The organism is Rhodocytophaga aerolata, from assembly GCF_030503435.1.
GTDB classification, from domain to species: Bacteria; Bacteroidota; Bacteroidia; order Cytophagales; family 172606-1; genus Rhodocytophaga; species Rhodocytophaga aerolata.
On sequence record NZ_JAUKPO010000016.1, the window covers coordinates 91,830 to 115,770 of the forward strand.

Here is a 23,941-nt window from a genome sequence, read left to right on the forward strand (position 1 = left end):
AAAACTATCTGATACAAAGAAGGGTGAAACTTTATTTTAGTTTCACCCTTCTTTTTTTATAAGTCTACTTTCACAAGGCAAGTACCTGATTCCAGATTTCTTCGTCTACCGGAATACCCTTATTGCGGTTTTCCTGCCGGGTAAGCAAGGTGCGTTCCCCGGGGTAAGATATGGCTTCATCCGGTTCTACAGGAGCAGAACTTTTAATATAAGATACCAGCTCGTTGGTTACCTGCTCAATAAAAGGCAGATCGGCCCGTTCGGCATCAAAGCAAATAAATACTTGTGACGAAGCATATTCTGCTTCCAGATCTCCAATATTTTTCACTGCATTTCCTTTAGAAAGCAGGGCTGCCAGCATATCCAGCATGATAGAAAGCCCGGAACCTTTCCAGTAGCCAATGGGTATGGGACGTTTGGCCTCCAGGATAGCACCTGCGTCTTTGGTAAGGTTTCCGTTTGAATCAAATCCTCCCTCAAAGGGCAATGGCTGATTTTTTCGTTTGTAGACATCCATTTTGCCATATGAATATAAGGACATAGCTGTATCCAGTACCAGATGGCCTCCTTTCCTGGGCACGGCTATTACTAATGGATTATTACCAATGCGGTTATCGGTGCCTCCCCAGGGCGGCATATTGGGGATGGTGTTGGTAAAGTTAATGCTGATACAATTGGCTTCGGCTGCCTGCCAGCCATACGTACCACCCCGCATCCAGTGGTTGGTATTACTTAGCGCCACACAACTCATGCCATGCGTTTTTGCCAGTTCAATAGCCCGGTTCATACTGCTATAGGCATTTAGGTTGCCAGGCCCTAAGTTGCCGTTCCAGCGTTCCCAGGCACCAAAACTCTCTTCCAAGGTAGCTTCGGCCTCAACCTTTACATAGCCCTTTTGAATATACTGGATGAAGGTGGGAAAGCGGTTCAGCCCATGCGAATGAACGCCATCCAGGCTGTTTTCTGCAAAAAGTTTAGCGCACAATTGGGCTTTTTGCTCCGAGAAGGAATAGTTGCGCAGTACCCGTACCAGCTGGGCTTGCATTTCCTCAAAAGTAATTCGCATAGGTAAAAGGAAAATAGGTGATTCTTGTTGTTAATTTTCGGATAAGTATTAAAATTAACTTAAAAGCTCAGATTGTCTTTTACTATTGAAAATATCAATTTCGTTTTGATCAAGATAATCCTCAAAGTATTCACGCCCTTTCTCTTTTAATAAACTATATTCTTGAACTGATATAGGAAAACCGCATAAAAATTTTATATTCTTTGTTCCAATTAATAAATCATCAAAGTCGTGTTTCCAATATCCTGGACCAGGAGGAAAAGTAAGATACAAATGAGGTTTATCTTTTAAGACAGGGTACATATTTTTAACCACATCAACTACTACATTGCCAATACTCATCGCGTAGTTCTGGGTAAATTGAAAAGCTACAGCAGCTAGAATTCCTGGGTAATCAAAAACCGACGGCTCAATTGGGTGAACAGCGGAAATAATTTCAACTCCAAAGGGTAGTTCATGACCTTTTAAATTTTTTAGAGGATACCTAGATACGCCAAGAGTTGAAAAAGAATGGATATTTTTAAAAGGCCCATTTCCCTCTAAAACATTGCAACTAATTCCCTTTATGAGTATTTCTCTTTCAATAAGTTTTGATCCAAAGCCTTCCGATATATAATCAACTAACTTTTTCATTATGAATAATAAGACTGCTTAGGTTAAAGGAATTGTTGCTGACGAAAATTAAAATACATCCCTGCTCTTTTACTTGTAAGAGCAGGGATGTATCAGCTAAACTTGATGAATAACAAAAAATTAATGCGAATCTCTGGCTACTTCCGATCCGGATTTACCCACTAAAAAGTCCAGATCCGCTCCTTTAGAAGCTTGCATTACATGGTTTACATACAGCCTTACATACCCCCGGTCGGTCGGGGGTTGCGGAGCCGCCCAGTTGCGTCGGCGGTGGGCAAGTTCTTCTTTCGGTATATCCAGATGCAGGCTCCGGTTAGCCACGTCCAGCTCAATCATATCGCCATTCTGTACAAAAGCCAGGGTGCCACCGATAGCCGATTCAGGGGATACGTGCAGAATAACGGTTCCATAGGCTGTTCCGCTCATGCGTCCATCCGAGATCCGTACCATATCTGTAACCCCTTTAGCTAAAATCTTTTTCGGCAAGCCCATGTTGCCTACTTCCGGCATGCCCGGGTAGCCTACCGGCCCTACATTTTTCAACACCATTACACACGTTTCGTCAATATCCAGGTCCGGATCATCTACCCTGGCATGGTAATCTTCAATGGTTTCAAACACGACAGCTCTCCCGCGGTGCTTCATTAAGGCAGGCGTAGCAGCCGAAGGTTTAATAACCGCTCCATCTTCGCTAAGATTGCCTTTTATTACTGCAATGCCAGCTTCTTTGAGAATAGGCTGATCAATGGGATAGATCACATCCCGGTTATAACAGTTACAGTCGGCTTCTGCAATATTTTCGCCCATGGTTTTGCCATTTACGGTCATTACATCTTTGTGCAGATACTCCTGCATCTCATTCAGTACCACCGGTAAGCCACCAGCATAGAAAAAGTCTTCCATCAGGTATTTACCGGAAGGCATCAGGTTTACTAGCAACGGAATGCGGCTACCCAGTTTGTCGAAATCATCCAGTTCCAGTTCTACACCCATACGTCCAGCAATGGCTAGTAAGTGAATAATAAAATTGGTTGAGCCACCCACCGCAGCATTTACCCGGATGGAATTTTCAAAAGCTTTGCGGGTTAATATTTTAGAGATTTTTAGGTCTTCTTTTACCATCTCCACAATCCGCATACCTGACATGTGGGCCAGAAGTTTTTTGCGGGCATCTACGGCTGGAATGGCGGCTGCCCCTGGTAATGTTAATCCCAGAGACTCCACCATACAAGCCATGGTAGAGGCTGTACCCATGGTCATACAATGGCCATTGCTGCGGGACATACAGCTTTCGGCAAAAATATAATCTTTAGGCGTCATCTGCCCGGTGCGTACATCGTCTGAGAACTTCCATACGTGTGTGCCAGATCCGATATTCTGCCCGCGGTATTTTCCATTAAGCATTGGCCCGCCTGGAACGACAATGGTTGGCAGGTCCACACTGGCAGCTCCCATTACAGTAGACGGAGTGGTTTTATCGCAGCCCGTCAGGAGCACTACCCCATCTATGGGGTTAGCCCGGATAGATTCTTCGGCATCCATACTGGCTAGGTTGCGGAAAAGCATGGCGGTCGGTTTCATCAGGGTTTCGCCCAAGGAAGTTATCGGAAACTCTACCGGAAAACCTCCAGCTTCATATACGCCTCTTTTTACGGCTTCTGCAAAATCGCGCAGATGCGCATTGCAGGGGGTAAGTTCAGACCAGGTATTGCAAATGCCGATAACCGGCCGGCCATCGAACATATGGATCGGGTGACCCTGGTTTTTCATCCAGCTGCGGTAGATGAATCCCATTTTGTCGGTTTTGCCAAACCATTCGGTACTTCGTAAGTGTTTAGGTTTTTCGTCTGTATGATCGGACATGAGGGAATAGGAAATTAGAAAATTTGAAACTTAGAAAAATTGAAAATGAAAAACCTGCAAATTAGCGAAACAAGCCTAAGATTCAGTTATTCATCTTTTTTAAAAATTGTATTTTATTGGCTTTAAATATAAAGGATTTCTATTTTTATTGCATGGCTTAGTGTTAATTTATACAAATAATTTTTATTTTTCAATTTCCAAACTCCTTTGCTTACGAACCTATGAACCGTAGAGATTTTATAAAAACTTCAGCTTCAGCTAGTATGGCCTACTCTGCATTGCCCCTCGCTTCGGCCCTCAATGTTAATCAAACCAAGAAATACCGGACCGCTCTGGTAGGTACCGGGTGGTGGGGAATGAACATTTTACGCAGTGCAATGGCCGCCGGCGAATCCAAACTAGTAGCTATGTGCGACGTAGACCAGAACCAGCTGACCCCAGCGGTGGCAGAGGTGCAGAAGCTAAGCAGCGACAAACCCAAACTTTACAAAGACTACCGCGAACTACTGGCCAAAGAAAAACCTGAAATTGTGATAGTAGCCACGCCAGACCACTGGCATCCGCTGATTACCATTATGGCAGTGCAGCAAGGGGCACATGTATATGTAGAGAAACCCATTGGGCATACAGTGAAAGAAGGGAGAGCCATGGTAAATGCGGCCAGGGCTACTAACCGGATTGTACAAGTAGGAACACATCGCCGGGTTTCGCCACATAATATATCTGGTATGGAGTTTTTAAAATCCGGCAAAGCCGGGAAAATAGGCATGGTGCGGGCCTTTGTGCATTATGGCGGCGGAGCCGGCCAGGTAACGCCGGATTCCGAACCGCCTCAAGGCCTGGACTGGGATATGTGGTGCGGCCCAGCTCCACTGCGTCAATATAATAAAACCATGCATCCTAAAGGTTTCCGGCAATACCTGGATTATGCCAATGGTACCTTAGGCGATTGGGGAATTCACTGGATGGATCAGATCTTGTGGTGGACCGAAGAAAAATATCCAAAAACGATCTATTCTACCGGTGGCCGCGCCATTAAGCAAGACCAGACGGATGCACCGGATCATCAGGTAGTAAGTTATGATTTTGAGGATTTTACAGCTGTTTGGGAACACCGGCAGTTTGCTGGGAATAACGCAGAAAAAGGAGAAAATGTAGGGTGCTACTTTTATGGAACAGAAGGCACCTTCCATATGGGATGGCAAAAAGGATGGACGTTTTACCCAGCTGATAGCAAGAAGGAAATTATTCACGAAGAACCTAAGCTGCATAAACCCGACGATCAAAATATTCCGGAGTTATGGGCTAATTTCCTGCAATCCATTAAATCGGGTAAGTTACCAGTATGCGATATTGAGATTGGCCACCGTTCTACCAATTTAAGTTTACTAGGCATGATTAGCCTGAAGACCGGACGGAGCATTCAATGGGATGGTGAAAAAGAAACTATTTTAAATGACCCGGATGCCAGCAAACTCCTCAGCCGCGACTACCGTAGTCCCTGGCAGTACCCGAACGTGTAGAAAAGCAATTTAAGACAATACAGCAGGTAGATGGCTGCTTCCTCTACTGAACAAAGCGATGAAAAAAGGTAACATCAGTTGTGTTTATTTTCTAAACTCAACTGATAAACGCAAGTATTTTTGTAAGTTGTATTTAGTAGAATGTTGTGCCCAAGCTAAAAAAGAAAGACTATGATAAAAGGAGTCAATTTAGCCTACTACGAAAAGAAAGACTGGGCTCGCTTTCTAGAAATGATTGACGATAAAGGAGCTATGCATGAAAAGTGGGAGGATTGGTACAAAGAATATCAGAAGGTGAAAAAAAGGCTGAAGGAAGAGGGATTTGCTGTTAGAGAAGTAAAAATTGATATTGATGAGCTGTATCGCTATTGCCAAACTCGAAAGATTGCCTTAGATGGCAAAGCACGCTCTCAATTTGCGCAAACCAAATAAAGGATAAAAGAAAAAGCCAAGGGCACAACACCTGCTTCGTCCTATCAGCGGCCTGCCTCAGCAAAGGCTTCACCGCAACAGGCTCGCCGCAGGGAAGCGGTGATACATTAGCTGAAATAAAGAAGCATAAAAGGGCAACCATCTAAAAGAAGAAAGGGTCATCATAAAAGACAATATTGTATTTGTGCATAAAAATAGTCATGCCTTACTCAATAACCTCCTTAATAAACTATGAAAAATCTACTATTCAGCAGTATTCTAATATTCATATGCTTTAGCGCCTGTTCTAAGAAAGATGAGGCTAAACCAGATGAGTTGGATTATTATCCAACAAGCAAAAATTCACAGTGGAAATATGTTTGGGAATTGACCTCGAATAATGAAGTTAATTTAGAAAATGCCAAATCTCAAGCCCTGGGTGATACAATAGTAGATGGAAAGCAGTATGCTATGATAGGAGATCCAAGTATGTTACAGCCATATTTTCCTTTATTAGTGCGTAAAGAAAATGGGAAGTATTATCAAAGAGGAGAAATCTATGGGAAATATGGTGCTGAAGAACTCTTTTTACAAGATAATTTACCTGTAGGTAGCACATGGATAATTCAAGATACGCCTGATATAAAGACAGTTAACACTATTGTTTCCAAGGATGAGACGCGCATGATTGGAGGCCAGGAATATAAGCACACACTGGAAGTTAAGAGAGAATCTTTTATCTATATTCCTAACAAAAATGAATATATTTTAGACTATACTGATGCTAGGATATATGCTAAAGGAGTGGGATTGGTAGAATGGTCAACGGATCAAAGGAGGATTGCTTTAAAAGAATATCAAATTCAATAGAATAACCTAGTTCTGCTAACACCACCTCCACGACAACCAGCCCTGCCTCACCTCATAGCCAAAGCTTAAGGATCGGTTTGCTACATTATCCATAATTAAGGAGCAATGAAAATCAGATTATCGCCAATTTTATTATTAAGCATTCTTATTGGTTGTAAACAGGAATATAAAACTGAAAATACAACCGTCACTAATATAGACCCTAAAAAGGAAATTCTTCTTATAGGTACTTTTCACTACAACAATCCAGGTGCTGATGTAGCAAAAACAAAATCATTCGATATTTTAAGTGAGAAGTCACAACTTGAATTAGAAGGGATTTCTTCAAGTATCATAAAATACAATCCTACCAAAGTATTCGTGGAATGGCCATTTAAGGAGCAAAGTAAATTAGATTCTCTATACGCGCTGTATAAAGAAAATAACTATTTTACCAATGAGAGTCTATCTGATTTTTATTTAAAAAACGAAATCTTTCAATTAGCATTTAGGGTGGCAAAAGGGAATAATTTGGACAAAGTATATGCAATAGATTACCCTGAGACAAAATTCCCTTATCAAGAGGTGATGCATGATATTGAATCAACTAATCAACTTGAACTTAAAGAGCGAATCGAAAAAACTATTGCTCAATTCACTACAGAGTTTGATAATATGATTGAATCTGGCGCTTCCCTTAAAGAACTCACCTTTGCTATGAACACAAAACAAATGAGAGATGCCTCCAATGACCTCCACATCAATATGTTTTCCCTGGCCGGTTCTACAAATGATTTTAATGGTGTCTACTTGACTTCAGAATGGTACAAAAGAAATTTGTATATGTGGTCATTGATTCAAAAATATACTTCCGTTTCAGATGAACGAGTAATGGTTTTAGCTGGCTCTAGTCACACGGCTATGATAGACCTGTTTGTTAAAGAAAACAGAGATTGGAAAATTAAGGAATTGAAGGAAATTATTAATGAAAAATAACTATGGCTACTACCATATTTAATCGACAACTATGCTACCTAAGCTCAAAGCCCTAGTTAAGGCAATAGTTGCGTAAATAATTGAGCCACTAGGGGCAACCAGAAGAAAAGATAAGATTAACTTTTAACTAATAAAACTTAAATACCATGACTAGAACTAAGTATTGGGCAATCCTGATAAGTATACCAGTAGCAATCGGATTAATTTCTAATTACATAGCCTACACTTCTTCTTCACAGCAGGCCCAAGCCTTTATGTGGCAAGCCCTGTGCTATCATATTCTGCTGTGTATCCCTGTTACTTACTTTTTCCGGATGCGACACCTTGGATTTACTTGGAAAGAAATGCTAGTAAGTCTGGTACCATTTATTGGGGCAAAATATAGAAGTAAAGCACTATTTGACCCCAAATAATCAACGCCATACACTTTATCAAATACGGAGCGTATGAACACCTGCTTCACCCTATCAGCAGCCTGCTAACCTACAAAGTTAACGCTTAAAAGTGCCTTGCCTACGGGAGGTGGTAATGCATTCATCGAAAGCAAGATAAAATAATACAACCCTACAAAAAGAGGAACAGGCATGGAAGAAACGCCAGAACTTACAATCCGAACGGAGGCATCACAGATGGATGTGGATTTTATTCATCAATTCTTAACCAATATCTATTGGGCTAGGGGCCGCAGCCGGGAAGCTGTGCAAGCCTGCATTATTAACTCCTTTAATATCGGCTTGTTTCTGGAGGGCAAACAAGTGGCCTATGCCCGGGTAGTAACAGATTATGTGGTGTTTGCCTACTTGTTAGATGTTTTTGTAGCAGAACCCTACCGGGGACGCGGCTACTCCCTGATCATGCTGAAAAATTTATTGCAACATCCGCGCTTAACTAGTATTCAGATCTGGCGATTAGGCACCGATGATGCGCAAGGCTTATATGCGAAACTAGGCTTTACTGTAGCCGCTCATCCCGAAAAGCTAATGGTTTTACTAAAGTAACAAGCGCTTCTGCCAACATCTTGCACGGACCCGCAACCAGCTAGTGCCTCAAATTACTACTGCAGTTGGGAGCAGGTTTAAAACCCACGTACACAGTATGCAAACGATCAACATAAATAAAGTAACCCTACAAGACCTTGGCCAGTTGCAGCATATTAGCAGGCAAACTTTTTTTGAGACCTTTTCGGTAGGCAATACAGAGGAGAATATGAAAAAATACCTGGAAGAAGGTTTTTCTACCGAAAAATTGACTGCTGAACTGAATAACCGTAACTCTGAATTTTATTTTGCCAAGCTTGGTCATACGATAATCGGGTATGTAAAACTCAATTTTGGAGAATCACAAACGGAATTAAAAGACGACGAAGCACTAGAAATAGAACGGATTTATGTGTTGAAAGAATTTCACGGAAAAAAGGTAGGTCAATTGCTCTATGAAAAGGCCCTGCAAATTGCCAGACAAATCAATGCCGAGTACGTGTGGTTAGGAGTTTGGGAAGAAAATCCAAGAGCTATCAATTTTTATAAGAAAAATGGGTTTGTTGAGTTTGACAAGCACATTTTCAAATTGGGCAGCGACGAGCAGACTGACATCATGATGAAACTATTATTGAAAGACACGTGAGATATAATAAACAGGCATGCCACCATCCCCACACATGACCAGCAACCAGCCCGACAAAGCATAACTTTCAAAAGAAGGTTGAAGCGTAACAGGAAGTAACAAAGCAGTGTTGGTTTGTTGCATTGTTTGCTATATTGGCTAAAATTAACACATATGATCAGGTTAATATTTATAGCTTTATTTCTATCTCTACAAACACCTACTTTTGGGCAAAAGCCAAGGGCTAGAGATATAGGAATTCCTTTTGACGGAAAGCCTGGAAAATACAATGCCATTACAGATGTAAAAGGAGTGGAAGTAGGATATAGCACAATTATCTCTGGACAAGGAAAAAATATCCGGGGTAAAGGACCTGTTAGAACAGGGGTGACTGCCATATTGCCCAGAGGCAAATCGAATAATCCCGTTTATGCCAATTGGTATGCACTTAATGGAAATGGTGAAATGACTGGGACCACGTGGATAACCGAGTCGGGCTTTTTAGAAACACCTATCATGCTCACCAATACAAATAGTGTAGGAGTTGTCAGAGATGCCGTATTAAAATGGTTCGTACAAACAAATTGGTACAAAGAAGATTTTTGGTATACGTATCCGGTTGTGGCAGAAACCTATGATGGTTTCTTAAATGATATTTATGGATTTCATGTAAAAGAAACCCATGCTTTTGAGGCACTAAACAAAGCAAAATCGGGATTCTTAGAAGAAGGCAATATAGGAGGCGGAACAGGCATGATGTGTTTAGGCTTTAAAGGAGGAACGGGCACTTCCTCAAGAGTTGTTGCTATCAAGGATTCAACCTATACCGTTGGTGCACTGGTCCAATCCAATTTTGGTGCAAAACATAATCTAACTATTGCAGGTGTAGCAGTTGGAAAAGAGTTAAAAGATACCTTAAATTATCAGTTTAATGCACCTCCCTCATACCGACAGGAAGGCGATGGTTCCATCATTGTAGTAGTTGCCACAGATGCTCCTTTGTTACCACATCAGTTAAAGAGAATAGCAGCTAGGGTTCCTATTGCTGTAGGCAAGGTTGGGGGCCGTGGTGAAAATGGCTCCGGTGATATTTTTATTGCTTTTTCTACGGCTAACCTGACGGCATTTCAGAGAAAAGATTTTACTGAAGTAGACCAGCTACCCAATGATCTGATAAACCCCCTGTTTGAAGCAACAGTTCAAGCTGTAGAAGAAGCTATTATTAATGCTATGGTAGCAGCAGAAACAATGGAAGGAATCAATGAAAATAAAGCATATGCCCTCCCGCATAAAGCCGTGATTAATGTATTGAAAAAGTATAATAGATTAAAATAGTTTATGAAGAAATCAGAAGAATGTGCCGATATGGGAGAAATCCGAAAGGAAATTGACAAGATAGACCAACAGATTATTCAGCTTCTTGGCCAGCGATTTGGCTATGTAAAAGCAGCTTCCAAATTCAAAACCAGCGAGATGAGTGTAAAAGCCCCAGAACGGCTGCATAGTATGCTCCAGCAGCGGCGGATATGGGCATCAGAAGCAGGATTGAATCCAGAAGTTATTGAGAAAATGTACCGCGATCTAGTGAATTATTTTATTGAAGAGGAGATGAAGCAGTGGCAAAATCATGCTCCCAAATGAAGTGACCCAGAAAAGCAGGCCGAAGCACGAAGCACAGGTAATAGAGGTTGATTGAAAAGATCGAAAAAACTATATTTAGCTTCTTTTGAAAGTTGACCTATCAGAAAAAAAATAATTATATGTAATTTAAAAGCTACGCTACGTTACCTAATTTACTACTAGCCAGATGATTTATTATATCCAGATTATATTCGTAAAAGACGGAAAACAAGAAGTGTTTCATGCGTTTGAGGAACACGTTTTACCCTTATTACAAAAACATAAGGGCGAATTACTTTACCGCATAAGGCCCACAAAAGATAGTATAATTGCCTCCAGTGGAGAACATCCCTACGAAATTCATCTGGTTTCTTTTCCGGCCAGAAAAGATTTTGAATCTTACCGGGATGATAAAGAAAGGCTACAATACATGCACCTAAAAGAAGCATCCATCGAAAAGGCACTATTGATTGAAGGAAATCTATTGTAAAAAGACCTGCCTGTAGCCAATACTGGCGGAAAAAAATTAGGATAAATAAGTATAGTGAAGGTCTGAAAAGCATTTTGACTTAACCAGCATTTGTATGAAACCCCACCTTTCTATATGCTATTCCATAGTTTGCCTGGTGTGTATACTCGCAAGCGTATCATGCAAAAAAAAGAATACAGCCGAAACAAACACCGCCATCAGCGAATTGAACCTCAAGCGGGGCGAGGTCATTACCTGTGGCCCGCCTGACAGGGAATTCGGATCATTGGTTTTTCAGACGTCGTGTGGGGACGAATCAGAAAACTTTAATCTGGCTCTAAAGCTTTTACATTCTTTTGAGTACGATGAAGCTGAAAAAGTTTTTGCCAGTATTATTGACAGGTTCCCGGACTGTGCCATGGCGTATTGGGGAGTAGCCATGAGTAATTTCCATCCGCTGTGGACTCCACCTACAGAAGCAGAGCTGAAAAAGGGGGCAAAAGCCATTGAACTGGCCCAGACGCTTTCGTCAAAATCTAAAAAAGAAGCAAGTTACATAGCCGCCATTGCTTCATTTTATAAAGATTGGGATACAGTAGAGCACCGGGAACGGTGCCTGCGGTTTGAAAAAGCCATGGAACAAGTAGCTGCCGACTATCCGGAAGATAAAGAAGCGACCATTTTTTATGCCTTAGCCCTGAATGCCGCTGCCGATCCATCGGATAAATCGTTTGCTAAGCAAAAAAAAGCCGGAGCTATTCTACAAAAAATGTCCCCGGAAGAATCCAACCATCCTGGTGTTATTCATTATTTAATTCATACGTACGACTCTCCTGAACTGGCTACTCTGGCATTGCCGGCAGCCCGCAAATATGCCTCAGTGGCCCCATCTTCCGCCCATGCCCTGCATATGCCTTCGCATATTTTTACCAGGCTCGGGCTTTGGGAGGAATGCATCCAGTCTAACCGGGCTTCTGTTTCCTCTGCCCAGTGTTATGGCGAAGCGGCAGGTATACAAGGGCACTGGGACGAAGAGTTGCATGGCCTGGATTACCTGATGTATGCACATCTGCAAAAAGGAGAAAACACCCTGGCAAAGCAACAATGGGACTACCTGCAAACCATTCAAGAAGTACATCCGGTAAATTTTAAAGTGGCGTATGCGTATGCAGCTATACCGGCCAGGTATGTTCTGGAAAACAAACGCTGGCAAGAAGCAGCCACCCTGCCAATGCATCCGGCAAATTTTCCTTGGAATGAATATCCCTGGCAAAAAGCCATTATCCATTTTACCCGGCTTCTGGGTGCTGTCCACCTGGAAAATTTGGCGTCTGCCACAACGGAGTTGAACGAACTGAACCAGATACATCAAACCTTGCTGAAGCAAAAAGATGCCTATAAAGCCAATCAGGTACTTATTCAACTGAAAGCAGGGGAAGCCTGGATACGTTTTAAAGAAGGCAAACCAGCGGAAGCTTTGGAACTGATGCAACTGGCAGCCGATATGGAAGACAAAACCGAGAAACATCCTGTAACACCAGGTGAAGTAATTCCGGCAAGAGCTTTAGAAGCCGACTTATTAATGGAGATGAACCAACCCGCCAAAGCCTTGCAAGCCTTCGAAGCGGATTTTAAAAAACATCCTAACCGGTTTAATAGCCTCTATAGTGCTGGGGTAGCTGCCCAAAAGGCTGGCAACCCAGAAAAAGCAACCTTGTATTATAAGCAGCTCATCACGCACGTTACATCTCCTCAAACCACCAGGCCGGAAGTGAAAGCAGTGAAACAGTATTTAAAAATGCCATAAGAGTACTATACGAGGAAGGGTAGAAAGAAAATATACTGGAGGAAAAACGAGTAAAAGCAACCAACATCCGGCAAAATCTTGTTTAATTTGCTGTCAATACATTTTACTCCAAGATAACCATCCATGGACCGAACGGCTGTTGATAACAGAACCTTCCACAAAATAGATTTTACGGAAAACCTGCTCCAAAAAGGAGAGTATGAAAATTGCTGGTTCACCAACTGTAACTTCTCTGGTACTGATCTGTCAGGGGTAAAATTCATTAATTGCCAGTTTACGGATTGTAATCTAAGCCTGGCCAAATTGCTGAAAACCTCCTTTCAGGATGGTGTATTTAAAGATTGCAAAATGCTGGGTCTGCGCTTCGATACCTGCAATCCTTTTGGGTTATCCTTCAGCTTTGAGAATTGCTCCCTTAATCATTCTTCGTTTTACCAGACAAAAATCAAAAAGACGGTCTTCAAAAATTCCCAGTTAAAAGAAACAGATTTTACTCAATGCGATTTAACCAGTGCTGTTTTCGCTAATTGTGACCTATCTATGGCTCTTTTTGACAATACTTTGCTGGAAAAAGCCGATTTCCGTACTTCCTATAATTATTCCATTGATCCGGAACGGAACCGCATTAAAAAAGCCAAGTTTGCTATGCCATCCGTCATCGGGCTGCTACACAAATACGATATAGACATTGAACAATAAAGCGCTGCAGCTAGAGATGGATAACCTGCCCAAAGGAGTACTAGTCTGCGTAGTGGCTTCAGCCAGACATACCTGCCTTAATGACCGTTGAAATATCCTTGAAAAATTCGTAGTTCTAAACCTATTTACATACGCTAATTCCATGAAACAAACAGTTACGTTGATCCTGGGCAGCCTCCTGCTTATGGCATGTGAAACAGAAACAACACCCAATCAATCCAGCCCGCAGGCTAAACCCATTCAGGGAACCTGGCAATTACTAACAGGAACAATTATTGAAAAGGGGGACACTACCGTTACGGATTATACCCAGAACCGATCTTTTATTAAAGTTATTAACGATACCCATTTCGCCTTTCTGCATCACGATTTAACCAAGGGAAAAGATTCAGCAGCTGTTTTCTCTTCCGGAGGGGGCCGCTACACATTGGCCGATAGTGTGTATACCGAACATCTGGAATACTGCAGTGCCAGAGAGTGGGAGGGAAACGACTTTTCTTTTACCGTTACCATCGAAAACGATACCCTTATTCAGCGGGGAATAGAGAAAGTGGAAGAGGCCGGAATCAACCGGTTGAATATAGAAAAGTACGTGAAAGTGAACAAATAATGAGGGTAGTATCTGCTGAATAACTACTACAGAAAACCTATAATTCATGCACTTCCATATAGATTTAATTAGCGTGATATAAAAAGAAGGCTTGAGCTTAATAAAGGCAGAAGATTCCCCAACTTTGTTCTATAAAATAGGGGGCTAACCTGTTATATTTGTCTTTTGTATACTGAAATAGCCTGCCAAGATGATACACTTAGTACGAACAGATTCCGCCCATCCCGACTTTGTAAGCCTGGTAAAATTACTGGATGCAGACCTTGCGGTTAGGGATGGCGCTGACCATTCATTTTATGCCCAGTACAACACGATAGATAAAATTAAGTACGCGGTAGTGGCTTACGAAAATGGGAAAGCCTTAGGCTGTGGAGCTATTAAAGAATTTGCGCCGGATGCCATGGAAGTAAAACGGATGTATGTCTCGCCGGAAAGCCGCAAAAAAGGCATTGCTTCCAAAGTAGTAGCTGAGCTGGAAAAATGGGCAAAAGAACTATCGTATGCCAGGTGTATGCTGGAAACAGGGAAAAAGCAGCCCGAAGCCATTGAATTATATAAGAAGAGTGGCTACCAGCAGATTCCGAATTATGGCCAGTATATAGGAATAGAAAACAGCCTTTGCTTTGAAAAGAAGCTTACCTAACATTGTTGAGTTTATCCACGCATTTTATTTATCTTATCTATCATTTTCTGGCTTCTAGTATCTTACGTTAGTATCGTATGGGAAAATTTATTGACTTTATCCGGCCTGCCGATCAGGAGTTTATCAGCAGGCAACATATCTTTTTTGTGGCTACCGCGCCACTGAGTGCCGATGGCCATATTAATCTGTCACCCAAAGGGCTGGATTGTTTCCGGGTGCTTTCCCAAAGCAAAGTCGCCTACATGGACCTGATCAGCAGTGGCAATGAAACTTCGGCACATACCCTGGAAAATGGCCGCATTACTTTCATGTTCTGCTCTTTTGAAGGAGCACCCAATATTCTGCGCTTATACGGAAAAGGAAAAGCTGTATTGCCGGGTTCAGACGAATGGCAAACTTATGCCCCTCATTTTACTATTTATCCCAGTACCCGGCAGATCATTGTAGCCGATATCCATCTGGTGCAAACTTCCTGCGGATTTGGTGTGCCCTTATTTGAATATGAAGGTGAACGGGATATTCATTTTACCTGGGCGGAGAAAAAAGGAGAAGCGGGGCTGGAAGAATACATGCTGGAGAAAAACTTAAAAAGCCTGGATGGCTTGCCTACCGATTTTGGACTAACCCAGCAACCATAGGTATTTCTTATATGTCTTTCTTCAGATGCCAGATCCCCGTTTCAAATATCCCCGCACTTTTCATTTGCCGTATTCCTTAAAAAAGGGGCACGACGATAAAGTACTGGCAACAGACGATATTTTTCACGGCAAACAAGTAGTAGTCACCGAAAAATTGGATGGGGAAAATACCACCCTTTACCCCGATTACCTGCATGCCCGTTCTATTAATTCCGACTGGGATGAATCTAAACGCTGGCTCGACAGGTTGCGGCTGCACATTGCACAGGATATTCCCACTGGCTGGCGCATCTGTGGAGAAAACTTGTTCTATAAACATACCATTCATTATACATCTCTGGAAACTTTATTCTATGTGTATTCCATCTGGAATGAGCAGAATGAATGTTTATCCTGGCAAGAAACCCTGGAATGGTGCAAGTTGTGGAACCTAAAACCCATTCCGGTACTATACGAGGATGTGTATAAAAAAGAGCTGATTCTGCAAGCATTTCAGAACTATGCAAGCCAACGTACCTATCCCGTAGAAGGATTTGTCGTAAGATTAGCCACAGGCTTTGCTTTTGAGGCTTTTAAAGAATCGGTAGCTAAGTTTGTAAACGACACTTTTCAGATCAACACCACCAAACATTGGAAGTACGACGTAAAAGAACTCAACCAACTAAAAAACAACCGCAATGTCTGGGAAATTATTAGCTGACTACCCCATTGTTCAAGATTACCGCAAGCAGTTTGATGCCATGAAAGCTACCCGGCAAGACCGCATCCATCATCAGGAGGGCGACGTGTATACGCATACCCAACTCGTGCTGAACGCCCTGCTGAACTTACCGGAATACCGGGAACTTTCTGCGTTTGAAAAACAGGTTCTGGAGTACACGGCCATCTTTCATGATATTGCGAAGCCAGTAACCTATACTGTACTAGACGACAACCGGATTACGCATCCCAGGCATGCTTCTGTAGGAGCCAGCATGGCCAGGCAAATGCTCGATAAAGAAAATTACAAATTTAACTTTATTTCGGCCGTTTATTATACCGTCTTTTATCATGGCTATCCCTTCTGGTTGCTGGAAAAGGAGAATCCACTGAAGTCGGTCATTACCACCAGTCTGCTTACCTCCAACAAACTGCTGTACATTTTTGCCAAAGCCGACCTGTTAGGGCGCGTATGCAAAGACCCGGATGATATGCTTTACAAGCTGGAGTTATTTAAAGAGTTCTGCCTGGAAAACCACATTTACGACAAACCCAAACAGTTCCACGCTGCCTATGACCGTTTTTACTACTTCAATCTAAACGACAGTTATCCGGATACCCAACTCTTTCATCAGTATGACTATACGATCTATATGCTGTCCGGCCTGCCAGCTTCCGGCAAAGACAGTTATATTCATCAACGGTGGGGAGAAGAACTGCCCATAATCTCGTTGGATGATATCCGGGAAGAACTTGACATTGGGCCTACCGAAAATCAGGGAAGAGTAATTCAGCTGGCCAGAGAAAAAAGCAAAGAATATTGCCGAAGAAAACAATCGTTTATCTGGAATGCCACCAATATCACTAAAAATATGCGGGCACAACTCATCCAGACCTGGCTGCCGTATCATCCTAAAATTGATATCATCTTCCTGTTCAAGAATATTAACGATGTGCTGCGTGACAACACTGGCCGGGAAAAAGAGTATAAAATCTCCAATGAGAAAATACTGGCTATGCACGAGAAAGTGCAGTTTCCGACCGTGCTGGAATGCCATACGCTGGAGGTAGTTGCTAATTAATGTTGCAGCACATAGGAATAGCAAATTAAGTTGACTCGAACATGATATACCCAGGAGATATTATATCCTATACAGAAATGTGTCAAGCAGAAGGGTACGCTCTTCAACGGGGGATGAATTTTAAAATAGGAGGCAAAACCAGTGTAATATTAATGTCTTTACGTAAGGGAGCTCCCTATGCCGACAGAATCGAAGAGGATGGGAAGGTATTGATTTACGAAGGGCATGATGTACCCAGAAACTTGTCAAGTAACCCAAAGTTAGTTGATCAACCCAGATACTCACCGCTTGGTAGTTTAACACAGAACGGGAAGTTTTATGAGGCAGCACAGAAGTACAAAGAAGGAAAAGCGGAGCCTGAATTAGTAAACGTATATGAGAAAATCAGAGACGGCCTATGGGTGTATAATGGGATATTTGAATTAACAGATGCTTGGCTTGAAAAAGATATCAGTAGAAATGTATTTAAATTCAAACTACGGGTTACGCCTCATTCGTTGGATTTTAAAGTTAGAAGGGTTGACGAATTGTTAGATCTGGATCATCATCGGATGATTCCTACCTCAGTAAAAGTAGAAGTTTGGAAAAGAGACAATGGAAAGTGTGTAACCTGCGGAAGTACCGATAATTTACATTTCGATCATATCATACCTTTCTCTAAAGGAGGAACATCGTTAAAAGCTGAAAATATCCAATTGCTCTGTGCCAGGCATAATTTACAAAAACTAGATAAAATCATCTGATTCTATGAAAGCCATCTGGCTAAAATTGGAATTAGTGGCTACTTTTAAAGCTTGATAGTAATAGAACACACATGGAATCGGAAGAAACAGTAAAAAGGTGGCGGCTGATACTAGGCGGGGAAGAGGCAGATGGAACCGGGGTGAGTCTGCAAGGAGTGGAACTGCAAATGGACCAGACCCTGGCCGCTTTATATGATGCAAACGATAAAGAAAAAAGCCGCGGAAGTTTAGGCGCTTCATCACCCAATGTATCCAGGTGGCTGGGCGACATTCGGACGTATTTCCCTTCATCCGTTGTTAAGGTAATGCAGCAAGATGCTCTGAAACGGCTGAATCTGCAATCGATGTTGCTTGAGCCTGAGATGTTAGCATCTGTTACGCCTGACATTCACCTGGTAGCCACATTAATGACGCTGAGCCGGGTTATTCCAGACAAAACCAAAGACACGGCCAGGCAAGTAGTACGGGCGGTGGTAGATGAACTAATGAAAAAGCTCACTCATCCGATGCAGCAGGCCATTACCGGCAGCCTCAACAAAGCTACCCGTAACCGCCGGCCCAGGCATAATGAGATTGACTGGAACACGACTATCCGCAAAAACCTGAAGCATTATCAACCCCAGTATAAAACTATTATTCCGGAAGTACGCTATGGCTATGGCCGCAAACGAACCTCCTTACGCGACATTGTGCTTTGTCTGGATCAGAGTGGGTCTATGGGTACTTCTGTTATTTACTCTGGTATATTTGGCTCTGTCATGGCTTCCATGCCTGCCGTTAACACCAAAATGGTGGTATTCGACACAGCCGTGGTAGATTTAACTGAAGAGTTAAAAGATCCGGTTGAGTTGCTGTTTGGAGTACAACTGGGCGGTGGCACAGATATAAACCGGGCTTTAGGGTATTGCCAGGGGCTAATTATGCGTCCGGCAGATTCCATTATGGTACTCATTACGGATTTGTATGAGGGAGGAAATCAACAAGAAATGCTGAAGAAAATGGCAGCTATTGTGGCTTCTGGCGTACAACTGGTAGTATTGTTAGCCCTTAACGATGATGGTACCTCTTCCTATGACCACCAGAATGCTTCCTTCCTTGCTAATCTGGGAGTGCCGGTATTTGCCTGTTCCCCAGATAAATTTCCTGACCTGATGGCCTGTGCTATTCAACGGCAAAGCATTGCTCAGTGGGCTTCCACAAACAATATACCTATGGCTAGCGGAAGTAGCCGATAAATGTAGGGTGAATTAGAAAATGCGGAAATTTGAAGAATTGATAAAAAGTAATGGATTTTCAAATATCTTTTTATCAATTCTTCATTAACTACCTTTGTTGCTCAGTTTATACGAATAAATTGTTTGATAGCTTTAGCTAGCAGCACATTCTCAAATTCTTAAAATTTATCTCCCTTTTGCTCGAAATTATTTATCAGGACGAACATTTTGTAGCCATCAATAAACCTAATGGGTTACTTGTCCACCGCACACGGATTGCCGAAGAAGTAAAAACCTTTGCCCTGCAACTGCTCCGCGACCAGATGGGGCAGCGGGTGTATCCTTTGCACCGCTTGGACCGGCCAACGTCTGGCGTATTGCTTTTCGGTTTGCATAAAGAAGCCGCCCAGTTATTAATGCCAGCGTTCGAAAGCCGGGAAGTAGAAAAAAGTTACCTGGCTATTGTGCGGGGGTATGCTCCGGAAGAAGGAACTATCGATCATCCATTAAAAGAGGAAACTTACAAGGAACACCAGGCGGCCGTTACGTACTTTAAAAGAATAGCCACCATTGAATTACCGATACATGTAAACCGGTATCCGACATCCAGGTATTCGCTGGTACACGTACAGCCGCTTACCGGCCGGATGCACCAGATCCGTAAACATTTTGCCCATATCCGGCATTACATCGTAGGTGATAAAAAACATGGCGACTGGCGGCATAACCAGATGTTCCGCGAAACATTAGATAGTCCTGGTATGAAGCTGCATGCCTGGAAGTTGTCTTTTGTTCATCCGTTTTCGGGTAAGCACACACAGCTTACTGCTCCGCTTCCCCCGCACTTCAAAAACATCTGCAATCAATTTGGCTGGACAGAATTGATCAAGTAGCACCTCACAGGTTTTAGAAACCTGTGAGGTGTATGCTATTTTCAAATTGCCAAATTTTCAAATTAATTAAGCTACTCCTTCAAATTCCCGCTCGTGAATCTTTTTCCTTTGCAAGGCATTATCTACTGACCAGCGGCCACTGCCGGTTAGGGTAAGGGCTATAGCCATTGCTATGGCTAACAAATGATATTCAAACCCTTCGCCGGCCTGCTGCCCGGACCAGTTCATAAAAAAGCCATTGGCCAGGTGCGCTTTAACTATTGCTCCCACCATTACCACCCCTATGCTAAAAGCCATAAGCCTGCCAAGGAAACCTAGTACGAGTGCTATAGCGCCAAAAAATTCAATGATGATCACTAAAAAGGCAATAATCCAGGGTAGCCCGCCTCCGGTAGTTAAGCCTTCCAGGGTGGCTGAAAAGCCTTTTCCACCAAACCACCCCAGCATTTTCTGGGCACCATGCGGAAACATAACGGCTCCCAATACTACCCGCAAAACGAAGGCGGCCGTGTCATTGCTGTTCGTACGAATTAATTGTTGAAACATAGCTGATTGTTTAGGTTGATTTAGATTAATAACTGAAGGTCTTTAAAGTGTTGCCATAGGAACAGATTCTTTGTTATATAGAAAGAAGCAGGCCTATGTAGCCTGCTTCTTGATTTGTACTGTTTTTTGCAAAATAAGTTAAGATACTTTATTAATTCGTCTGAAACTGCGTATACCGCTTATCGAAGAGTGCCTGGTATTGCTGGGCATCTTTGTGCTTTTGTTCACCAAGAGATACCGCCAGTTGGTTCAATACCACCAGATTATTTTGAATAGCTTGTGCATCATACTTGCCTTCCTGGTAATAATAAGCCAGATTTTCATCTGCCCGCTTTGCCATAGTCTGGGCAATTTCAAGGGCTTTTTTCTCTTCCCCTACTTTCAACAGAGGAGCTACATATAATGAACAGATACGGTCATAGGGAATGGTTTCGTCAGGCATCACATTCAGCGAACGCAGCAATACTTCTTTCGCCTTTTCCTGCTGTCCTTCATTGAGTAGTTGTGTGCTTAATTGCAGAAAACTCAGGCGGCCCCAGTTAGAGATATAGTTGCGGTGTACTTCATCATGGTAGGTAGTCTGGCTATCCAGGCCGCGCCAGGCATATTTGTTCATCAGGTTATTGTACATAATTTCTGAATTTACAAAGCCCTGAGAACCGGGTACTTTCACTGGTAACAGGCGACAGGCAAAGCCCTCTATTTGTGTATATTCTTCCAGATGATATTTGGCGGCCGTAAACAAGGAAGAAAAATAAATAGGTCTTTCCCAATTGTTATTAGCTAGTATATCCAGGAAAATCAGGTCATCTTTGAACAAGTGGTTTTTATCCAGGTTAATCTCCATACTATCAGGAATCAGTTCTTGCATATCTTCTGACACCATCCCTTTTTGAAGAACCGTTTGCTTGTTTATTGGCAGGAACAGGCGGTTAGTAGGTAAAATACTCAGCTTTTCCCCACTTTGCAGGGCCACCTTTAACCCCTCATAATCTTCCCGGATCAGTCGGATGTAGTCTTGTAAATTGATAGCCCCCTTAATATTCGGATTTTCATAGTAGATAATCTGATTATTGGTGCTGGCAATATAGTTCTTCTCCTGCATGGAAATGGGCAACGCTTCCGACTCGTAGGTTTTGCGTTTGAGCTGGTCTATATACCAGTCGGTACCCATAAACTGGGTTACACATACGCGTACATCTTTGCGGATACCCTCTACTTCCTGGGCATACCAGAGTGGGTAAGTATCGTTGTCACCATTGGTAAACAGGATAGCATTCGGCGCACAGGAGTTCAGTAAGTTCCTGGCAGAATCCAGGGCAAAGTACCGGCCCGACCGGTTGTGGTCATCCCAATTCTGGGTAACTAACATAACAGGCACCATGGCACCCAAAGCCCCTGCCAGTACAGGTGCCGAAAATGATGATTTACTTACCTTGCTGAGTAGGTCAACTAGAGCCAGTACTCCAAAGCCAATCCAGATAGCAAACGCATAAAAGGAGCCTACATAAATATAATCCCGTTCCCGGGGTTCCACCGGAGGAGAGTTCAAGTAAAGTACCAGAGCAATGCCAGTCATAAAAAACAGCAAGCCTACCAACAAAAAATGCTGTTTATTTTTGATGTACTGGTAAATCATTCCGGCCAACCCCAAAAGCAAGGGCAACATATATAAGCGGTTGTGCGCTTTGTTGCGCGTCATTTCAGAAGGTAAATCCTTGGCCGATGTAAGGGAAGCCATCCAACCTGCACCTTCCTGGTCACTTTCTTTTCCGGCAAAATTCCACATAAAATACCGGCCATACATATGCCCCAGCTGATGGGAGAATAAAAAGCGCAGGTTATCTCCAAAGGTTGGTTTCTGGCCTTCCCGTAATCCCAGCATCTGCCGGTACAAGGCCACATGATTCGGATCGTGGCTATAAATACGCGGCAATAAGGTCATTTGGGTAGGTTCATACACATTTACCAGGTCATGGTCCAGTATTTCATATTCGTTATTCCGTTTCACATATTCAGGGGCTCCCTGTTCCTGGTCAATAAGGGGGGCTGTAAAGTAAGGGCCATAGAGCAAGGGGCGGCCGCTGCCATACTGCTTCATGTTTAGGTAATTCATGAAACTGGCTACATCATCCGGGTTATTCAAATTAACGGGGGTGTTGTACTGCGCCCGTATCAGGATAACGGAATAGGAGGAATACCCGATCAATACAAAGGTTATAGCCAGCAAAGCAGTATTCAGCATACTCTTCCCATGCTTGATAGAATACCAGATGCCATATACCAGTGCTCCCAGGCAAATCAGGGCAAAACAAATAACGCCAGAGCCAAATGGCATACCTAGTGTGTTGACAAAGAAAATGTCAAACTTTCCGGCTAAGGACGGTAAACCAGTCCGCATGCCCACCATCAGCAGCCCGATCAGTAACAGGCCAACACCCAGTGTCAGGACTCCACCAAGTAAACTTGGTTTGTATTTTTTAAAATAATAGATAAAGGCCAGTACCGGAAGGGCTACCAGATTTAGCAGGTGAGTTCCGACCGATAAACCGATTACATAAGCAATCAGGTTCAGCCATCGGTTAGCGGCACTTTCGGTCTGGGTGTTTTCCCACCGCAACATGGCCCATACCACAAAAGCAGTTAGCAGGGAAGAAAGGGCATATACCTCCGCTTCTACAGCGGAAAACCAGAAAGAATCGGTAAAGGCATAGGCTAGCGCACCAACGGCACCGGCAGCTAACACGCTAACCGTTTGTGGCAAGGTAGGCTGCTGGGGCACTGGGAGAAACTTCCTGGCTAGTAAGGTTATCGTCCAGAACAGGAAAAGAATGGTAAAAGCACTGCTCAACGCAGAGAGTATATTTATCCAGTAAGCTACCTTGCTTACGTCACTGCCCGCCAGAAAAGAAAACATACGCCCCAGCAATAAAAAGAAAGGTGCTCCCGGCGGATGCCCTACCTCTAGTTTAAAGGCACTGGCAATAAATTCCCCACAATCCCATAAACTGGCAGTTGGTTCAACGGTAGCTACATATACCAAGGAAGCAACAGCAAATACTGCCCATCCGGTAAGGTTGTTGAGTCGGTTAAAAGAAAGCATAATAGATAAGTAACTTTAGCAAGGTATGAAGGACAAAAGTAGGAGGTAAATAGGTATTTTTAAAATAAAAAATTTTTTGTTTTTCAAAGATTAATTTATATTTTAGAGGTACACATCTCATTTACTTCTACTTTTTTCGTTCAACGCTTTTAACTGCCGAAAATAATTGTGGCTTGTTTGCCGCGCATACAACCAGCTCATTTTAAGCAGATTTATATACCCTCTTCCAGTA

25 protein-coding genes are annotated in these 23,941 nt (G+C 42.7%); 20 read left to right on the plus strand and 5 right to left on the minus strand.

Features of this window, described 5'->3' with window-relative positions:
• Positions 1-70: 70 nt before the first annotated feature.
• The 3 genes from yiaK to Q0590_RS22755 all read right to left on the minus strand — a co-directional run bounded on the left by yiaK (position 71) and on the right by Q0590_RS22755 (position 3,562).
• Positions 71-1,066, minus strand: a complete 996-nt coding sequence (gene yiaK / locus Q0590_RS22745) for a 3-dehydro-L-gulonate 2-dehydrogenase (protein ID WP_302039913.1) — start codon at positions 1,064-1,066, stop codon at positions 71-73.
• 54 nt (positions 1,067-1,120) lie between these two features.
• Positions 1,121-1,699: a suppressor of fused domain protein gene (locus Q0590_RS22750; RefSeq protein ID WP_302039914.1), complete on the minus strand. Its 579-nt coding sequence runs from the start codon at positions 1,697-1,699 to the stop codon at positions 1,121-1,123.
• A 120-nt stretch (positions 1,700-1,819) separates the two neighbouring features.
• Complete coding sequence (locus tag Q0590_RS22755) at positions 1,820-3,562, minus strand: IlvD/Edd family dehydratase (protein WP_302039915.1); 1,743 nt, start codon at positions 3,560-3,562, stop codon at positions 1,820-1,822.
• Positions 3,563-3,783: 221 nt separating this feature from the next.
• Here Q0590_RS22755 and Q0590_RS22760 point away from each other — a divergent pair, with 221 nt between their 5' ends.
• The 20 genes from Q0590_RS22760 (at position 3,784) to Q0590_RS22855 (ending at position 20,060) form a co-directional block, all read left to right on the plus strand.
• Positions 3,784-5,085, plus strand: a complete 1,302-nt coding sequence (locus Q0590_RS22760) for a Gfo/Idh/MocA family protein (protein ID WP_302039916.1) — start codon at positions 3,784-3,786, stop codon at positions 5,083-5,085.
• A 171-nt stretch (positions 5,086-5,256) separates the two neighbouring features.
• Complete coding sequence (locus Q0590_RS22765) at positions 5,257-5,517, plus strand: hypothetical protein (protein ID WP_302039917.1); 261 nt, start codon at positions 5,257-5,259, stop codon at positions 5,515-5,517.
• Positions 5,518-5,748: 231 nt separating this feature from the next.
• Positions 5,749-6,366 carry a hypothetical protein gene (locus tag Q0590_RS22770; RefSeq protein ID WP_302039918.1) on the plus strand — a complete coding sequence of 206 codons (618 nt, stop codon included), beginning with the start codon at positions 5,749-5,751 and terminating at the stop codon, positions 6,364-6,366.
• 105 nt (positions 6,367-6,471) lie between these two features.
• On the plus strand, positions 6,472-7,341 hold the full coding sequence (locus Q0590_RS22775; RefSeq protein WP_302039919.1) for a DUF5694 domain-containing protein: 870 nt from the start codon (positions 6,472-6,474) through the stop codon (positions 7,339-7,341).
• Between the two features lie 146 nt (positions 7,342-7,487).
• Positions 7,488-7,754, plus strand: coding sequence for a hypothetical protein (locus tag Q0590_RS22780; protein ID WP_302039920.1), 267 nt, complete (start codon positions 7,488-7,490; stop codon positions 7,752-7,754).
• Between the two features lie 171 nt (positions 7,755-7,925).
• Complete coding sequence (locus Q0590_RS22785; RefSeq protein ID WP_302039921.1) at positions 7,926-8,339, plus strand: GNAT family N-acetyltransferase; 414 nt, start codon at positions 7,926-7,928, stop codon at positions 8,337-8,339.
• Between the two features lie 97 nt (positions 8,340-8,436).
• A complete protein-coding gene (locus Q0590_RS22790; protein ID WP_302039922.1) occupies positions 8,437-8,964 on the plus strand; it encodes a GNAT family N-acetyltransferase in 528 nt (175 codons plus the stop codon).
• 153 nt (positions 8,965-9,117) lie between these two features.
• Positions 9,118-10,278 (plus strand): DmpA family aminopeptidase, encoded by a 1,161-nt coding sequence (locus Q0590_RS22795; protein WP_302039923.1) that lies wholly within the window; start codon positions 9,118-9,120, stop codon positions 10,276-10,278.
• A gap of 3 nt (positions 10,279-10,281) precedes the next feature.
• Positions 10,282-10,584, plus strand: coding sequence for an isochorismate lyase (locus Q0590_RS22800; RefSeq protein WP_302039924.1), 303 nt, complete (start codon positions 10,282-10,284; stop codon positions 10,582-10,584).
• A 166-nt stretch (positions 10,585-10,750) separates the two neighbouring features.
• Complete coding sequence (locus Q0590_RS22805) at positions 10,751-11,053, plus strand: DUF1330 domain-containing protein (RefSeq protein WP_302039925.1); 303 nt, start codon at positions 10,751-10,753, stop codon at positions 11,051-11,053.
• Between the two features lie 94 nt (positions 11,054-11,147).
• The gene (locus Q0590_RS22810; RefSeq protein WP_302039926.1) at positions 11,148-12,839 is read left to right on the plus strand and encodes a tetratricopeptide repeat protein; all 1,692 of its coding nucleotides are present in this window, start codon (positions 11,148-11,150) and stop codon (positions 12,837-12,839) included.
• A gap of 123 nt (positions 12,840-12,962) precedes the next feature.
• Positions 12,963-13,538 carry a pentapeptide repeat-containing protein gene (locus tag Q0590_RS22815; protein WP_302039927.1) on the plus strand — a complete coding sequence of 192 codons (576 nt, stop codon included), beginning with the start codon at positions 12,963-12,965 and terminating at the stop codon, positions 13,536-13,538.
• A gap of 142 nt (positions 13,539-13,680) precedes the next feature.
• The gene (locus Q0590_RS22820; RefSeq protein WP_302039928.1) at positions 13,681-14,148 is read left to right on the plus strand and encodes a hypothetical protein; all 468 of its coding nucleotides are present in this window, start codon (positions 13,681-13,683) and stop codon (positions 14,146-14,148) included.
• Positions 14,149-14,338: 190 nt separating this feature from the next.
• A complete protein-coding gene (locus tag Q0590_RS22825) occupies positions 14,339-14,791 on the plus strand; it encodes a GNAT family N-acetyltransferase (RefSeq protein ID WP_302039929.1) in 453 nt (150 codons plus the stop codon).
• 77 nt (positions 14,792-14,868) lie between these two features.
• Positions 14,869-15,429 carry a pyridoxamine 5'-phosphate oxidase family protein gene (locus Q0590_RS22830; protein ID WP_302039930.1) on the plus strand — a complete coding sequence of 187 codons (561 nt, stop codon included), beginning with the start codon at positions 14,869-14,871 and terminating at the stop codon, positions 15,427-15,429.
• Between the two features lie 25 nt (positions 15,430-15,454).
• Positions 15,455-16,129 (plus strand): RNA ligase family protein, encoded by a 675-nt coding sequence (locus tag Q0590_RS22835; protein ID WP_302039931.1) that lies wholly within the window; start codon positions 15,455-15,457, stop codon positions 16,127-16,129.
• On the plus strand, positions 16,107-17,210 hold the full coding sequence (locus Q0590_RS22840; protein ID WP_302039932.1) for an AAA family ATPase: 1,104 nt from the start codon (positions 16,107-16,109) through the stop codon (positions 17,208-17,210). The genes Q0590_RS22835 and Q0590_RS22840 overlap by 23 nt, the downstream gene beginning before the upstream one ends.
• Before the next feature lie 77 nt (positions 17,211-17,287).
• Positions 17,288-17,953, plus strand: a complete 666-nt coding sequence (locus Q0590_RS22845) for an HNH endonuclease (RefSeq protein ID WP_302039933.1) — start codon at positions 17,288-17,290, stop codon at positions 17,951-17,953.
• A gap of 71 nt (positions 17,954-18,024) precedes the next feature.
• Positions 18,025-19,188 carry a VWA domain-containing protein gene (locus Q0590_RS22850; protein ID WP_302039934.1) on the plus strand — a complete coding sequence of 388 codons (1,164 nt, stop codon included), beginning with the start codon at positions 18,025-18,027 and terminating at the stop codon, positions 19,186-19,188.
• Positions 19,189-19,364: 176 nt separating this feature from the next.
• On the plus strand, positions 19,365-20,060 hold the full coding sequence (locus Q0590_RS22855; RefSeq protein ID WP_302039935.1) for a pseudouridine synthase: 696 nt from the start codon (positions 19,365-19,367) through the stop codon (positions 20,058-20,060).
• Between the two features lie 66 nt (positions 20,061-20,126).
• On the opposite strand, the gene Q0590_RS22860 is transcribed toward Q0590_RS22855, so the two are convergent.
• Together Q0590_RS22860 and Q0590_RS22865 are read right to left on the minus strand one after the other, a co-directional pair.
• Positions 20,127-20,606: a DoxX family protein gene (locus Q0590_RS22860; protein WP_302039936.1), complete on the minus strand. Its 480-nt coding sequence runs from the start codon at positions 20,604-20,606 to the stop codon at positions 20,127-20,129.
• A gap of 151 nt (positions 20,607-20,757) precedes the next feature.
• Positions 20,758-23,709, minus strand: a complete 2,952-nt coding sequence (locus Q0590_RS22865; protein WP_302039937.1) for a glycosyltransferase family 117 protein — start codon at positions 23,707-23,709, stop codon at positions 20,758-20,760.
• Positions 23,710-23,941 lie beyond the last annotated feature (232 nt).